The sequence below is a fragment of the Enterococcus sp. AZ109 genome (genome assembly GCF_051714625.1).
Lineage (GTDB): Bacteria > Bacillota > Bacilli > Lactobacillales > Enterococcaceae > Enterococcus_A.
The window spans coordinates 1,722,335-1,738,056 of sequence record NZ_JBIOSF010000001.1; the positions used below are offsets into that span (position 1 = coordinate 1,722,335).

15 protein-coding genes are annotated in these 15,722 nt (G+C 41.9%); 5 read left to right on the forward strand and 10 right to left on the reverse strand.

All coding sequences use genetic code 11. The features are described from left to right. Positions 1-385 precede the first annotated feature (385 nt). Entirely contained in the window at positions 386-562 is a 177-nt protein-coding gene (locus tag IGI42_RS08190; protein ID WP_438715340.1) for a hypothetical protein, read from the forward strand. Between the two features lie 250 nt (positions 563-812). Next, the gene (locus IGI42_RS08195; RefSeq protein ID WP_438715341.1) at positions 813-1,064 is read left to right on the forward strand and encodes a bacteriocin immunity protein; all 252 of its coding nucleotides are present in this window, start codon (positions 813-815) and stop codon (positions 1,062-1,064) included. A gap of 133 nt (positions 1,065-1,197) precedes the next feature. Here the strand turns inward: IGI42_RS08195 and IGI42_RS08200 are convergent, their stop codons facing one another. The 5 genes from IGI42_RS08200 to IGI42_RS08220 all read right to left on the reverse strand — a co-directional run bounded on the left by IGI42_RS08200 (position 1,198) and on the right by IGI42_RS08220 (position 6,851). Further along, the gene (locus IGI42_RS08200) at positions 1,198-2,172 is read right to left on the reverse strand and encodes an ABC transporter ATP-binding protein (RefSeq protein WP_438715342.1); all 975 of its coding nucleotides are present in this window, start codon (positions 2,170-2,172) and stop codon (positions 1,198-1,200) included. A 2-nt stretch (positions 2,173-2,174) separates the two neighbouring features. Then, a complete protein-coding gene (locus IGI42_RS08205) occupies positions 2,175-3,188 on the reverse strand; it encodes an ABC transporter ATP-binding protein (protein WP_438715343.1) in 1,014 nt (337 codons plus the stop codon). Continuing rightward, positions 3,188-4,084, reverse strand: coding sequence for an ABC transporter permease (locus IGI42_RS08210; protein WP_438715344.1), 897 nt, complete (start codon positions 4,082-4,084; stop codon positions 3,188-3,190). The genes IGI42_RS08205 and IGI42_RS08210 overlap by 1 nt, the downstream gene beginning before the upstream one ends. Positions 4,085-4,095: 11 nt before the next feature. Next, on the reverse strand, positions 4,096-5,046 hold the full coding sequence (locus tag IGI42_RS08215) for an ABC transporter permease (protein WP_438715345.1): 951 nt from the start codon (positions 5,044-5,046) through the stop codon (positions 4,096-4,098). Between the two features lie 224 nt (positions 5,047-5,270). Further along, the gene (locus tag IGI42_RS08220; protein WP_438717027.1) at positions 5,271-6,851 is read right to left on the reverse strand and encodes an ABC transporter substrate-binding protein; all 1,581 of its coding nucleotides are present in this window, start codon (positions 6,849-6,851) and stop codon (positions 5,271-5,273) included. 892 nt (positions 6,852-7,743) lie between these two features. Between IGI42_RS08220 and IGI42_RS08225 the strand changes: the two genes are divergently transcribed. After that, a complete protein-coding gene (locus tag IGI42_RS08225; protein ID WP_438715346.1) occupies positions 7,744-8,007 on the forward strand; it encodes a type II toxin-antitoxin system Phd/YefM family antitoxin in 264 nt (87 codons plus the stop codon). Positions 8,008-8,808: 801 nt separating this feature from the next. On the opposite strand, the gene IGI42_RS08230 is transcribed toward IGI42_RS08225, so the two are convergent. Both IGI42_RS08230 and IGI42_RS08235 read right to left on the reverse strand, forming a co-directional pair. Beyond that, complete coding sequence (locus IGI42_RS08230) at positions 8,809-9,255, reverse strand: hypothetical protein (RefSeq protein WP_438715348.1); 447 nt, start codon at positions 9,253-9,255, stop codon at positions 8,809-8,811. Positions 9,256-9,835: 580 nt separating this feature from the next. Continuing rightward, entirely contained in the window at positions 9,836-10,123 is a 288-nt protein-coding gene (locus tag IGI42_RS08235) for a bacteriocin immunity protein (RefSeq protein ID WP_438715349.1), read from the reverse strand. A 338-nt stretch (positions 10,124-10,461) separates the two neighbouring features. Here IGI42_RS08235 and IGI42_RS08240 point away from each other — a divergent pair, with 338 nt between their 5' ends. Then, positions 10,462-10,653, forward strand: coding sequence for a hypothetical protein (locus IGI42_RS08240; protein WP_438715350.1), 192 nt, complete (start codon positions 10,462-10,464; stop codon positions 10,651-10,653). A gap of 50 nt (positions 10,654-10,703) precedes the next feature. Here the strand turns inward: IGI42_RS08240 and IGI42_RS08245 are convergent, their stop codons facing one another. Genes IGI42_RS08245 through IGI42_RS08255 form a run of 3 tightly spaced genes read right to left on the reverse strand, consistent with a single transcriptional unit; the run spans position 10,704 to position 14,190 of the window. Then, positions 10,704-11,699 carry a sugar kinase gene (locus tag IGI42_RS08245; protein WP_438715351.1) on the reverse strand — a complete coding sequence of 332 codons (996 nt, stop codon included), beginning with the start codon at positions 11,697-11,699 and terminating at the stop codon, positions 10,704-10,706. Continuing rightward, the gene (locus IGI42_RS08250; protein WP_438715352.1) at positions 11,692-12,345 is read right to left on the reverse strand and encodes a bifunctional 2-keto-4-hydroxyglutarate aldolase/2-keto-3-deoxy-6-phosphogluconate aldolase; all 654 of its coding nucleotides are present in this window, start codon (positions 12,343-12,345) and stop codon (positions 11,692-11,694) included. Before IGI42_RS08250 ends, IGI42_RS08245 begins: the two co-directional genes overlap by 8 nt. 18 nt (positions 12,346-12,363) lie before the next feature. Continuing rightward, positions 12,364-14,190: a glucose PTS transporter subunit IIA gene (locus tag IGI42_RS08255; RefSeq protein ID WP_438715354.1), complete on the reverse strand. Its 1,827-nt coding sequence runs from the start codon at positions 14,188-14,190 to the stop codon at positions 12,364-12,366. A 313-nt stretch (positions 14,191-14,503) separates the two neighbouring features. Here IGI42_RS08255 and IGI42_RS08260 point away from each other — a divergent pair, with 313 nt between their 5' ends. Beyond that, a complete protein-coding gene (locus IGI42_RS08260; RefSeq protein WP_438715355.1) occupies positions 14,504-15,703 on the forward strand; it encodes an enolase C-terminal domain-like protein in 1,200 nt (399 codons plus the stop codon). The last annotated feature ends 19 nt before the right edge of the window (positions 15,704-15,722 follow it).

Consider the following 15,722-nt stretch of genomic DNA (forward strand, 5'->3'; position numbering starts at 1 on the left):
TGAATTCTTCTTAGATGCCTTTCACGTTAACAAAAAAATACACCGCAACCGGAATTTTGGTTGCGGTGCTGTTTGTATACGACCTGATTACTTTATGCAGACATTATTGAAAACTATCTAAACCAACAGAATTTAATCGGATTTATAAAAGTAAATTGAAGTGCACACACCATAAAATATTCCAAGCGATAGAATTATGATGTAGTGTATCAATAACTGGCCTGAAAATCCATATCCCATAAATTCTCGAACTGGTACTTAATTAAAGGAGCGCGACGTCCTATGAAAAGGATCAAAAAATTAAATGCACAGGAACTGCGGGGAATTGCTGGTGGAGCAGTAGCTGGTGGTTGTATTACATTTGGCTATAATAAGAAACCGAAACATGGATGGAATTAAAAAAGCCTTTATCAAAGGTATCTTCCAAGTATTAGTGTTCGTGTTGGTTGCATGGATTCTGCTGTCTGGTTCACCGAATTTTTCAGTTGGTAATTTTTTATTAGGAACTCTTATTTTTACATTAGGTGTGATAGCTAACATTTATTTGGGGAACAAAGCATAAAGGACTGACTAAGTACACAGTGACTATCATTGCTGTGTGCTTAGTTCAAAAAATCGATCGGACTTTAGCTTTAAGGCCGTTTCCGAATGCATCAAAAAAGATTATCTGATTAAAGACCGACGAATGAAGACTGTACTCATTGGAACAACAGAAAATTTAAAGAAGTGAGAAAAAGGAACTTCACTGGCTGAGTTACAGCTGATTGAAGGAGGAGGCTCTTGGTCACCTAAAGCAAAATGGTGAGAAATCAATGAAGAAAAAAGACCTAGAGAAAAATTTGCTTATACGTATTAATGATCTCTTAGAACTCAACTTGAGTAACAATGAACGTTCAGCTTTAAATCGGGTAAAAACAGGTTTAGAGAAGTCTAGTTACTTCCCCGGTGTGGTAGATGACTTAAGAAATGAACTGACGCCTTTAGCTATAAGGAGCCTACAATTTATCCAGCTCATTTTTTCTTCCAATGAGCAGTACCTTAACCTAGTTTTTTTAATCGGGTAATTTCGCTCCTCCCATGAGCACCATAGTACGGGTTTCGTCTACGGTGCTACATTTGTAAGACTTGTATACCAAAAAAAGAAGCTCCTCATCGTTGAGAAGCTTCTAACTTGGACTATTTAATGAACTGTCAACATCACTCATCATACAAATGACAAGCCACCCTATGACTAGAAGACAGCTCCAAAAACTCTGGTGTCTCCATAGCGCATTTGTCCAGCGCAAAAGGGCACCTGCTGCAAATTGCACAGCCTTTAAAATCACTTGTTCTAACCGGCTGCTCTCCGTTAAAGTCGGGAGCCTCTTGATTCTGAGTATAAGGATCGGGCACCGAAGCAAGCAGTCCCTTGGTATAGGGATGCAGCGGATGGTTAAAAAGCTCATCTGTATCTGCTTCTTCTACTAGAGTGCCCAGATACATGACACCTATTCGATCAGAAATATAACGGATCACGCCAATATCGTGAGAAATGAAAAGCAAGCTTAGTCGTAAGTCCTGTTGCAATTCCATCAAGGTATTCAAGATTTGCGCCTGAATGGAGACATCCAGCGCAGATACGGGTTCGTCACAGATAATCAAGCGTGGTTGGCTCACCAAGGCACTGGCAATTCCCAATCTTTGGACCTGCCCACCGGACAACTCATGAGGAAATCTAAAATAATGATATTCAGATAATCCGACTTTCTCTAAGACCTTAACCGCTTGATCACGACGTTCGGCTGCATCGGATACGCCGTGCACTTTCAAAATATCTTCAAGAATGCTGCCAGTTCGTTGCCTTGGATTTAGTGCAGACAAGGTATTCTGAAAGACCAGCTGCAACTCTTTCCTTAACGGGAAGAATTCTTTGTCATTCAGAGTTCCTAGGTCTTTTTCTCCATAAATAATCGAACCGCTATTAGGCTTCTCCAGCCCCACAATCATCCGTCCTGTTGTTGACTTGCCACAGCCGGATTCGCCCACTAGCCCATAGGTTTCGCCTTCTTTTATATGAAAGGATAAGTTATCGACTGCCAACATTTGCTCTTTCTTACCAAAAGGGGCATACTTTTGTCGTCTTAGTGGAAACGATTTTTGCAGATTTTTAATCTCTACTAAATGATTCTCCATCCCTATTCCTCCCCTACATCAGCAGAATCGTCGTATTTCCAACACTTCACAAAATGATCTGGCTTAGCTTCAATCATCGGTGGTTGTTCATAGAAGCAACGTTTCTCTGCATATTTACAGCGGGTACAAAAATGACACCCTTTGGGAATCTCAGAAAGCGACGGAACAGTTCCTGGTATGGTCGGCAGCGGCACTCCTCGTTTGGTGTTCAGATGCGGAATACATGAAATCAAGCCTTCTGTATACGGATGTAATGGCGCTTCAAATAGCTGTTGGGTTTCGGCATCCTCGACAATCTGCCCGAGATACATGACTTTAATTCGATGACATATCTTGGAAACAGCGCCCATATCGTGAGTAATAAAAAGTACCGACATGCCCATGGTTTCGTTCAAGTTCTTGATGAGGCGTAGAATCTGTTCTTGAATCGTTACATCCAAGGCAGTGGTTGGTTCATCAGCAATCAACAGCTTGGGTTCGCAGGCAAGCGCCATGGCAATCATCACCCGTTGCTGCATCCCACCGGACAGCTCGAAGGGATATTTCTTTAGGCAAGCTGCCGAATCAGGAATTCCTGTCCGGTTCAACATGTCCCTACTGCGTTTTATAGCCTCGCCCTTAGATACCTGCTTGTGCAGCCTGATCACTTCACTTAGCTGCTTTTCAACCGTATGCACTGGACTTAATGAGTTTAACGGATCTTGAAAGATAATGGAGATGTCATTGCTGCGAATCTCTCGGATTTTCTTTAGTGATTGCTGCAATAAATCGTTGCCTTCAAAGAGAATTTCTCCCTCATATTTCACGGCCGCATCATGATCGCGTAGTCGTAAAATCGATTGGGACATGACGCTTTTCCCTGAACCGGATTCGCCCACGATCCCAATCATCTCTCCGGCATGAATGGTTAAGTCCACCTCGTCGACTGCCGGAAGCCATTTTTGGCGAATCGGGAACTTTACCTTGAGTCGCTTGATTTCTATTATTTTTTTTGCTTCTACCGCTGACTTATTCACTATTTTTTGTTCCCTCCTTGTACTCTTGGATCAAGGTAATCACGAATCCCATCACCCAAAAGATTCAGGGTCAACACACAAGTAATCACTGCCAATCCTGGGGCAATCATGGTCCAAGGTGCTCTAGAGAAAACCAGCTTGCTGTCTTGCAGCATATTGCCCCAACTTGCTGCCGGTGCTGGTATTCCAGCTCCTAAGAAGCTCAGTGAGGCCTCGGCAATGATCGCTTGGGCAAAAATGAAGGAAGCCTGTACTGTCAGCGGTGAAATAACCCCGGGTAACATTAGCTTCCATAAAATTTTAAAACTGCTGAAGCCTTGGACTTTTGCCGCCTCGATATACGGCTGTTCCTTAATAACCAGCGCACTGGCTCGCACGGTGCGAGCCACACTTGGTGTATAGACAATGGTCAGTGCCCAGACGACATTCCAGCTTGAGGTACCGAAAGTCGTAATCAAAGAGATGGCTAGTAAAATTCCCGGAATCGCAATCAAGGCATCACAAATCCTCATTAAGATGTGATCCAACAGCTTGAAATAGCTGGCATATATGCCGATTATCGTTCCAATCACACAAGAAAAGACTGCCACCGAACCCCCTACCCACAGCGAGACTCTAGCTCCATACATCAAGCGGATCAAAATATCTCGACCAAATTCATCTGTCCCCAATCTATGGGCAGTACTAGGGGCATTAAAGCGTTCCGTCACTGCCATAGCATTTGGATCAGTCGTATTTATGATGGGAATAAGTATCGCCGCTGCTAAAATAGCCATAAAACCAATCAGCCCGATGATGAGCGCTGGATTGGTGAGTAATTTCTCCCGGCGAAGCTGTTTTTGTTCTTTGACAATGGCAATGCTTGCTTCAGACATCCTTTTTCTAGTTAAATACATGCGCTCACCTCCTACTTGCGCCCAGGCTGCAGCCTTGGGTCAACAAATACATACAACACATCAACGATCAGATTGACCAATACATAGAGCAAGGTCACAAATAAAACAACCCCTTGAATCACAAAGACATCCCGGCGATTGATGGCCGACATTGTGAGCATTCCAAGACCCGGAATGTTAAACAAGGTTTCAGTAACAATCGTTCCGGTAATAAGACTGCCAAAAGATTGACCAATTGCCGTCAAAATAACCGGTGCTGCATTTTTCAGCCCATAACTTAGGAGGACTCGGTTCTCCTTTAGTCCCTTTGCTCGAGCGGTTTGAATGAAACTCTTATGTAGCACCTCTAACAACGAGGACCTGATCATCCGGGTTAGATAAGCTGCTTGCACAATCCCTAAAGATAAAGCTGGAAGAAATAAGTATTTTAGATGTTCACCAATGCCTGCAGACGGCTCGGCATAGCCAGCAACTGGGAACCATTGGTTGTAGACGCTAAAGGCCAGCATCAAAAACATGCTCAACAAAAATCCAGGCAGAGCTGAACCGAGCAATGATATAGAAACTGACACCACATCAATAACAGTCCCCCGTTTATAAGCGGCCAATACCCCTAACGGCATCGCAATAATTACAGCAAAAATTTGCGCTGCAATTGCTAATCTAAGCGTTGGTCCGAAATACTCGCCAATCGCCGAAAGCACCGATTGCCGCAAGAAAAAGGATTCGCCCCAGTTCCCTTGTACTATGCCTCCCAGCCAGTCAAGGTACTGAGTGAGAAAGGGCCGATCAAAGCCCAACTGTGCATTTAGTTGACTGATCTGTTCTGGACTTGCTTCCATTCCTAAAATAGCCGTAGCGGGTCCACCCGGTGTCAGGTAGACGATCAAAAAGGTGATAATTGATACGATAACCAAGACCGGAATCAATGACAGTATTCGTTTTGCTACATAAGAAAACATAATATACTCCTTCTGTAAGAAAGGCTTCACAAACTCGCTCAGATTTGGCGCACCGATTAGGTACTGTTCTTCATCCACTCTGCTGAGACAATCCTTGTGAATCATAGCAATATGACAAAGCTAGTTTGTGAAGCCGAAAATTGTTAACATTGCTCTAATATGCTTATACTCTCTTCATTCTTAAAAAACGGCGAGCCGCCGTAGCAGCTCACCGCACCTAGCGTTTATTCTGAGACTGTAGCATTCCAGAAGATTGGGAATCTCATATATTCGTAGCCGTCTACTTGATTGCTGAGCACATTCACCCCAGTAAAATGACCAAGAACAGTTGCGCCGCCATATTCATAGATAAAGCCTTGCAGCTCATTCCAAGCTGCTTTGGCATCCTCTTGGGAATCCGCTGCACGCATGGCTTTGATCCCATCCGTTACTTCTGGCCGATCCATTCCAGCCCAAGTCTTGTCTAGTACCGTTAATTGAATCGGTAGAACATTGTAGCTGTTGCTGGTGATAAACATACTATTTTGGTTAGGGTCTGCTCGATGCTCCATGAAGGTACTGAAATCATAGCTTTCTACTTCGGCATTCATTCCAGCTTTTTTCAGTTGTTCTTGTACCACCAGTGTTGCATTGTACATCTCTGGATAGTCTGGAGTAGTTACTAGGACTAACTTTTCATTGTTGTAGCCAGCCTTTTTCAATAATTCTTTGGCCTTATCCGAATCATTTTGATTGTAGTATTCTTTGCCTGCTTCGCTTCCCCATTGGGCATCGTCTGGATTAAACCAGCCTGGATTTACTTCATACAGCTCTTTGTTTCCATAGCTGGCAAGAAGGATATCCTCCATATTAAGTGCTGCCAATATAGCCTGTCTCATCTCCTGTTTTTCCATGATTCCTACAGTCGTATTAAGGAACAGATTCAGGGTTCCGCCTTTAGTAACGTCTAGTTTTAGATTCGCTTCCTTGGACAACTCCTCATAGTTGTCTTGAGGAACCTCTTCCACAATGTCATACTGGCCATTCTTAGCACCGGCAATTCGCGTGGACGCATCGGTTACAATGTCAAACACAAGCTTGTCAGTAGCGGCTGTTTTCTTACCCGCTAATCCGGTTGTCGCATTTTCACGAACCTTGTACTCGTCAAATTTTTCCAATTCGATAGATTGGTCTTGCTTCCAGTCGGCTAATTTATACGGACCGGTTCCGATGTATTCACTGATACCTTTTTCGTCAGCGCCCGCTACAACTTCCGCAGGATAGATCGCCGCAAACATAATCGGATTTGCAAGAACTGTAATGATATCAGATGCCGCTTCGTTAGCAGTCATCTTCACGGTGTAATCATCTACTTTTTCAAACACCGAACCACCGATCAATGTACTAGCTTTTTGTGAATCTTTCACCCAACGATTCAGTGATGCCACCACATCGTCTGCGGTCATCTCTTTGCCATTATGGAATTTGACTCCCTGCAAAAGTTTGATCGTGTACACTTTGCCCTCTTCACTTACTTCATACGAATCAGCAAGTACCGGCTGTGGCTCAAAATTCCCATCCATCGCAAACAGCGGCTCAAAAATATGGTACCCAATTTGGGCAGTAATATTAGAGTTTGCGATTTGAGCATCTAACGAAGGCGGATTCGCTGAAACCGCAATATGAAGCGCCTCTTTTTTACCAGACGCTGCATCCTTGCTGCCATCGGTTTTTTCCCCACCAGAGCCTCCGCATCCGGCTAATAATACAAGCATACAAAATGGTGCGATTAAATATTTCAAAACTGACTTTCTCAACACTAACATCTCCTCTGATTTTTCATTTATTCTTAGTAAAGCCATTTAAACTATTTGTTGATTACAAAAAAACTCCGACTGAAACATAGTATATTAATTCACAAGGGAATCTACACTTCTGAGTGCGTAGAGTTGCACACGAAAAAAGCATCCCGAATCCACAGCATGCTTTCTCATCTATTCTCACTCAACAGTTAGTGGACGAAGCTCTTCAAAAAAGACGCCAGCTTCGAGCACATCAAAAAAGCCAGAATTCTCGGAACGCCATAAAAAAGCCTTTAGAAAAACTAGGCACAAAGATCCCCGAGAACAGCGGTTTATTTATCGGATAGAATAGGATGAGAAAATAATTCTTTACCTGCTGACTTAGAGCACGCTAAGATTTTAGTACTTGTTCAGTAATAACGAATCGTTTGATTGAAATCAACGTTTAAGATCATTTCCCCACCCCATTCCACCCTGGTTTTATCATCGTTTTCTAATTAAAGTAAAACGCTTTCGACTACCCAAAAGATTAGCATTCATGCTCAGTAGTTGTCAAGGAGATTCTTAATAGTCAAACTCCTAAAATAATAAAAGAATAGACTTTTGTCCTAATATAGAGTTAGGATTACCGCCCCATACTTTTCGGAATAAAATGCGTATGAACAACAAAAGCTAATTTCCCGATAAGTAAAAATAGTCAAATTAAAAAAAAATATGAATAGAATTGACATGATTTCTGAGAAAAAACTTACTAATGGTAATTAACTGCAAATGCTAAAGAGCCCCACATCCAAAAATTATGTACGATTCTTTGGCAACTGCCTAGAAGAAAGAATATACTGTAAGCAATCTCTACTTTTATCCAACTGATGTAACCTCTAATTTGTTGTACAATATACAAAAGGAGGTTTTTACTATGGAATCAATCACTTATTCCAATTTTAGAAAAGACCTAACAACCTATATAAAAAAAGTAAATGATGAAGCCTCTGGACCAATAATTGTTACTTCTGATAACGCAGAAGATGCCATCGTTGTTATGTCGAAAAGAGATTATGATTCGATGCAAGAAACCATGAGAGTTCTGTCTAACTCTTACTTAATGAAAAAAGTCAGGAAAGGCGACGAGCAGTTCGAGAGCTTGAACTTCAAAACGCATGAACTGATCGAAATAGATTAAGCGACACTAAGAAAGGCTTCACAAACTCACTCAGCTTTGGAGCACTAAGACTAAAATTGGGATAAACTGCCAAGAAACACAGCGATCGTAGGAGCTGATGTTGATTGGTACCTACTTGGTGCTCCTCAAGTTTCTCCCAATTTTCGCTTAGTGCCGACAAAGTTAGCTCCTTAATGCGGTAGTGAATTTTCTGCAAAAATTCACTTTATTCTCGTACACATACCATTCCACTAAGCGGTTCAAACCTGATACGCGTTATAGCTTGATTATCTGGTAAACCAGCTTTTTTGAACTGTGAAAAGTGGAACTGGCAAGTTAGCTCCTTAATGCGGTAGTGAATTTTCTGCAAAAATTCACTTTATTCTCGTACACATACCATTCCACTAAGCGGTTCGAACCTGATACGCGTTATAGCTTGATTATCTGATAAACCAGCTTTTTTGAACTGTGAAAAGTGGAACTGGCAAGTTAGCTCCTTAATGCGGTAGTGAATTTTCTGCAAAAATTCTCTTTATTCTCGTACACATACCATTCCACTAAGCGATTCAAACCTGATACGCCTTATAGCTTGATTATCTGATAAACCAGCTTTTTTGAACTGTGAAAAGTGGAACTGGCAAGCTAGTTTGTGAAGCCGGACACCCTTAATATTATTGTTACAACTATTTCAATTACGAAAAACTTATACTTTCTAAAAAATAAAAAAACATATTCAGCGTCCTAATTAAGCTAAATCTAGGACACTGCATATGCTTATTTTCATTGAGCATTTTCGTTCCTCAGATCAAATTCGCCAAGCTGTTAATCGATTATTTCAACCTTTACAACATCAGAAACAATCGCCGGATAAACTTCCCGAATAGGACCTTTATACATCACTCTTACATAACTCCCATTTGGAACATCGGTAGTTACGTCATCTAGCCTATACCAATAGTAGCTTGGATTTTGTAATTCATCTGTTAATTGGCTGGTTAATAATGGCTTGTGGTAGTTTTCTACCTCTGCAGGGTCTTGAATTTTTTCACGTTGATCAAGGTAGCCCTCCCAATAATAGCCCTCTAAAATGCTGCCAGCTTCAGTCAATATCGAGCTGCTTGTGGTGGATCGATTCGCTTCAGTGCTTGTTGAAGACGTTCTACTTGAACGACTTATATCATCTGGAGAGGCAGAATGAATTGTCCTGTAACTTATACCAACGAACACAAGTAAAACTAAAACAACCACTCCTAGCAGCAATCCTGCCATTTTTTTCATCATATCCCCTCACACTTTTGTCCTAAACAATTTGTATCCACGATTCAGAACAATTATATCATTTTTTAAGATATTCCCCCCTTTAGCTCCTTCAACTATGCTATAACTAGAGATAAGCAACTGAAAGGAGCTTGAACCTTGTCTAATAACGCAAACAATACACCTAATGAACCTTACAGCTCCAAATCGATCAAGTACCGCTTTGGCTTTATCGGCTGCTTCCTATATAACCGCTTCAAAGATAAAAGCCAGTTCCAAAGTCGCGGTAAGATTTTTCTCTTATTTGCTAGTAGTTTTTTCTTGGTCTTTTTTCTATTTTTTAATGTATTGAATTTTCTTATGCCGATAAGCCATTTTCTCTTTGTGACGCTGCTTATTTTGCTTTTATGTATGTTGTATGGCTTTTGGGCTTCGATTTATTTTACTAAAGAGTCGTAACACGCCCAAATTTGGTTTAACCAGCTTGTTAATTTTTCTACAACTAAAATAAGCAGGAACTTAAAAATCAGCTCCTGCTTATCACACGTATAGGTATTTATAACGATAGCGGCCATTTTACAGCGTATTAACCCTATCGAATGTTAGATAGCGCGGTTAACTCTTTCAATTTATCTGCTTGATGCTTTGGCAGATCCATTCCATCTTTTCTAATTGCATTGGAAATAGCGATATTCATCCGACTCAAAATTAAGGGAACGGCTGCACCATCTCTTTCCAACTCATCCTTGTAGTCACCTAACACCTTTTGCAGCGATTCGCTCTTTGGATCATTAGTTAACTCATTCAATACATCGGTAATAATAATGATTGCTTGATCTCTTCGTTCTTTTCCACCAGAAAACCATTTCAACTTGTTCAAACTATTCCACTCCTTAAACTGCTAGTAATTATTTAAACTGGTTTCGTTCTATTTTAGAGCGTATACCATTTGCGCTTTTATTTCCCCTAAATTGTTCACGAGCGTCTTTAACATAACGCATGTTATGATTATACAACTAAAAACATCTTGAAACGACCGAGAATCCTTCCCGAACTGATTTTATTGACTCTTCGGAAGCTGTTGGACGAAATGTTTTAAAAGCTATTATACAATCGGTGAGCAGGTTGAAACTCAAAAAGATACTATCAAGCGTTTACGAACTCCTCCATTCAAAGGATACCTGTTATACTGAGAGTATACATCTAGGAGGGATTTACATGTCCAAACAAACCGAGCAAAAATGGTACCTAAAGAAACGATTCTATATTCCACTGTCCATCCTTTTAGGTCTCATCGGCTTTAGTCCGATGTTTAGTTCGCTGCTGGGCGTGAAGCATGATGACGAGTTCAATCCTGACTTTTATACAGACAAAGATGCTCCGATGTTTAAGAAGAAAGATTCTGACTAAAAAATACAGCAACCATTCTCTCTATTGCCAGAGGAATGGTTGCTGTTTCTTTATCTACTGATTTTGGCACTATCACTGTTGGCAAACTGTATCACTTCGGCTTCAGTGTATTGGTTGCAGTCACCGTTTACGAAATGCTTCAAGACCGAAGCAGCTGTGGCAAATTCAATTGTTTCCTGTGCTGCTTTTCCCGACAGTAATCCATGTAATACGCCACCTGTAAAGGCATCACCGCCACCGATTCGATCGACAATCGGGTCAATCCCATAGTTTTTTGAAGTATAGCATTGCCCCTCAAACCAAAGAGTCCCCTGCAATTCGTTTACACTAGTGGAATGAATCTTGCGATTGGTAGAAAAGAATACGTCAATAGTAGGGAAAAGCTGCTGCATCGCTTGATAATAATGAGCGACTTCGGCATCTACTTCTTTAATTCCCAACAAATAGATCGCATCCAGCCGTCCTGCTGAGCAATAGTCGACATAGGGCAAAGCTTGTTGTAAGAATTCACCCGCATCTTCTTGGCTCCACAGCGTTTGGCGATAGTTGCAGTCAAAGCTTACCTTACAGCCTGCCGCTTTAGCCGCTTGCATTAATTGAAGGGTCAATTGCCGCCAATTCCCAGAAAGTGCCGGGGTAATACCAGAGACATGAAAAACATCAATTCCTGCAAATAGCTCCTTTAGATCCCATTCCAACTCATCCATTAATGCAAAGACCGAGCCTTGACGATCATAAACGACCTTCGTCGCCTTTTGACCGATCCCTTGTTCCACATAATACGTGCCTAATCGACCAGTCCCACTTAGTAAGAAATCGATTGAAACACCATAGCTTCTTAGATGATTTTTCACGGCTTGTCCAAAGGCATTATCTGCTACTTTGCTAGCATAGCTGACTTGATGTCCGTAATTAGCTAACGAGATTGCCACATTGGCTTCACCGCCACCATAATAAACGGCCAACTGGCTGGCTTGATTCAAACGAGTGCCAGCCTCGGCTGTTAAGCGCATCATTATTTCACCAAGACATACGATCTTAGCCATTGTTTGATCCTCGAATTTCTGCTAGTTTAGCAGCGTATTGTTCAGCAATCTTCGTCACTTCGGCAAAGTTCCCGGCCGCTGCTGGCGCCAATAAATTGCCTCCTACACCCACAGCAACGACTCCGGCTTTAAACCACGTGTCCATATTTTCCAGACTAACACCGCCAGTTGGCATCAGGTTAATGTGGGGTAGCGGCGCTTTTACCGCTGATACGATACTTGGTCCAAAGGCACTACCTGGAAACAACTTGATGATATCTACGCCACTTTTCAGCGCTTTTTGCATTTCAGTAATTGTCATACAGCCAGGCAAATAAGGAATTTGGTACAGGTTGCATAGCTCCGCTGTTTCAGCATCGAAGCTAGGACTGACGACAAATTCAGCCCCCGCCATAATTGCTAAACGAGCAGTTACTACATCCAACACGGTTCCAGCACCTATGACGACTGCTTGTCCTTGATAGGCTTCGACTAATTCTTGGATCACTACTTGTGCATTTGGGACCGTAAAAGTCACTTCGATCCCTTTTATTCCGCCTTCAATGATGGCATGACTCACCTTGACTGCTTCTGCTTGGTCTTTTCCTCGAACTACTGCAATAACGCCAGCTTGTTCTAAGCGTGACAAAATTTCCATTCGCTTCATTTGATTGTCTCCTGTCTATTAATTCAACACTGCACGTTCCAGCAGAGCCCCAGCTTGATGCTGACCTTCCAGATCTCGCATCCCAGAAAAGGAAAGGACCCGATCCATATTGGTAATAACGACAATAATCATGGTTTCCTTGCCTTGCTTGCGAATATACTCCAAGTCCATTTGAGCAAGCTTGGTTTCAACAGTGACTTTATCGCCTTCTTTAACCAGAACATCAAATCCTTGACCATTTAAGGCAACTGTATCGATTCCCATGTGTACTAGGACTTCTACGCCATTGCTAGTTCTTACACCAATCGCATGTTTAGATGGAAAAACGGTGGTAATAGTTCCGCTGACTGGTGAGAATACGGCACCATCGACTGAATTAATCGCGAAACCTTCACCCATCATTTTAGTTGAAAATACTTCATCAGGCACATCTTCTAAAGGAATGTAATCACCTTTAGCTACGGCATGTAAATCGACTTCATTGGTTAACTCGACTTCTTCATCCTCTTGCTTTGGCACCAACATGTAGGTGATTACAAAAGATGAAACTAATGCGATGAGGATACCCAATACCGCAAAGATAAAGTATTCACCAATATAGGCTGGCAAGCTGAAAATACTGGATAAGATATAGCCGTAAATTCTTACGCCGAAGAAGCTGATGAAGGCAGATGCTACTGAGCTTCCGATGGTTGCGGCGATAAAAGCTTTTTTATATTTAGACAAAATCCCGAATAGGGCTGGTTCAGTGATACCTAAAATACCCGAAACCGCTGAAGATAGAACAATTGATTTTTCTTCTTTTGTTTTTACTTTCGTGTATATTGCGGCTGTTGCTCCAGTGATGGCCATATTTGCCATGAACATCATTGGCATCAACATGTCATAGCCTTGGTTAGCAAAGTTCTGCAACGCAATAGGTGTCATCGCATGGTGCAAGCCTGTAAAGATTGCAATTGGACGAATTGCTCCTACTACTACACCAGCTAAAACTGGCGAAATAGTGAACAAGCCCGCAACACCTGCAGCTAATAAGTTCCCTAAGTGAATACTGATTGGCCCAATGATTGTTAAGGTTACCAAGCCGGCAACAAACAATGAAATCGTCGGTGTAAATACGGTTCGTAAGACTTGCGGCAACACTTTATCTACCCAACGATAGATGTAGCTCAAAGCTAAAACGGCAAAGATGATGGGAATCACTGTTCCAGCATAGTTAAAGACCGGCACGGGTACTAAGCCAAACAGCCGAAAAGCAGAGATACTTCCTTCAGCAACCGCATTGGTCATCGTTGGAAATTGTAAGGTTGCAGCAATCGCAATCGCTAGATATTGATTGGTTTTAAAGATTCTAGCAGCCGATGCGGCAACAAAAAATGGCAAGAAAGTAAATACGCCACTAGCAATCATATCAATCACTAAGTAAGTATCTGTCTGGTTGGAGATGACATTTAAAGCAACGAGTCCTGCCATCAATCCCTTGATCATACCGGCTCCGGCAATCGCAGGAACAATCGGACCAAATACGCCAGATACAGTATCCATGAATAAGGAAACAGCGCCTTTTTTCTCGGTATTTTCTTGCTGGTTGTTTTCATCCAAGCCTAACTGCTTCGCTAATGGTGCAAAGTAATCAGCCACATCTGTTCCAATAACTACTTGTAATTGATCACTTTGATATTTGGTGCCCACGACTTTTGGAATTTTATCCAGTGCAGCGTAGTCGACTTTTTTCTCGTCTTTTAAGTTAAAGCGTAAACGGGTCATACAGTGCCATGCGTTGTTAATGTTCTCAGCACCGCCGACGTCTTGAATAATCTGTTTTGCTATGTCTTCATGTTTCATTGGTATAGCCCTCCTTAGTTCTGACGAAAACTGGATTTTTCCAGATCAATGACCGGTCAGTTTAACCTGAAATTCGTGTTTCCGTTTTCACCCACATCTTAGCATGGTATCTCAAACTTGTAAAACCAGTCCTTTATCATTTTTTTTAATTAAAAATAGCTTTATACCAACGTTTGTTTAACAAATACCCAAAAATTGGACTGGTTTTATGCTTAATACCGTCTATTTTTCAGACCAAATTGACAGCGCTTAGTTATCCGTGTTTCAATGAGTGTGGAAATGATTCGCATTAAGTAAATTGGAGTGGATAAAAATGACACCAACGATTATTACCGATATAAAAAGTTTTGCGATCAAACCTGATCGTCATAATCTATTAGTAGTCAAAGTAGAAACCGACAAAGGTGTGTCTGGTCTAGGCTGCGGGACTTTTCAGTTTCGCCCCTTAGCTGTGCAAACGGTTGTGGAAGAATATTTGAAGCCTTTGTTAATTGGAAGGGATGCTAATCAAATTGAAGATATCTGGCAAGTAATGAATGTCAATTCTTACTGGCGCAACGGACCGATCACTAATAACGCAATTTCCGGTGTGGACATGGCTTTATGGGATATCAAGGGCAAGCTAGCTGATATGCCATTGTACCAGCTATTAGGCGGAAAAGCCCGCACCGCAATCCCTGCATATACTCATGCTGTGGCGGATAATTTGGATGATCTTTACAGTGAAATTGATAAATTCTTGGCAGAAGGCTATCGCTATATTCGTTGCCAACTAGGTTTTTATGGTGGAAATCCAGAAAATCTGCAAACACCGGATCAACCAATTAAGGGTTCATACTTCGATCAACAAGAATATATGCAAACAACCTTAAAAATGTTTGAAGCCGTCAAAGAAAAATACGGCAGTCAATTCCAAATGCTGCATGACGTGCATGAACGACTGCACCCAAACCAAGCGATCCAGTTTGCCAAAGCAACGGAGCCTTACAATCTATTCTTTTTAGAAGACATATTACCACCAAATCAAAACGAGTGGTTAGCTCAGTTGCGTAGCCAATCAGCAACACCAATCGCTACTGGCGAGCTGTTCAATAACCCGATGGAGTGGAAAGAATTGGTGCGTAACCGTCAAATCGACTTTATGCGGGCCCATGTTTCCCAAATCGGCGGGATTACACCCGCATTGAAATTAGCCCATTTCTGTGAAGCAATGGGTGTGCGAATTGCTTGGCATACTCCATCCGACATTAGTCCGGTTGGGCTTGCGGTGAACACTCATTTGAACATTCACTTGCATAATGCGGCGATTCAGGAAAATATCGATATTCCCGAAAATACCTGCAACTTGTTTGAGAATATCCCAACACCTGAGAAGGGCTTCTTCTACCCAATCGAACAAAGTGGGATCGGTGTTACCTTCAACGAAGAACTAGCAGCACAGCATCCAGTGGTTTACCGTCCCCACGAGTGGACCCAAAGCCGCACACCAGATGGCACGATTGTGACACCCTAAAACAAATAAAAGCAGAGCT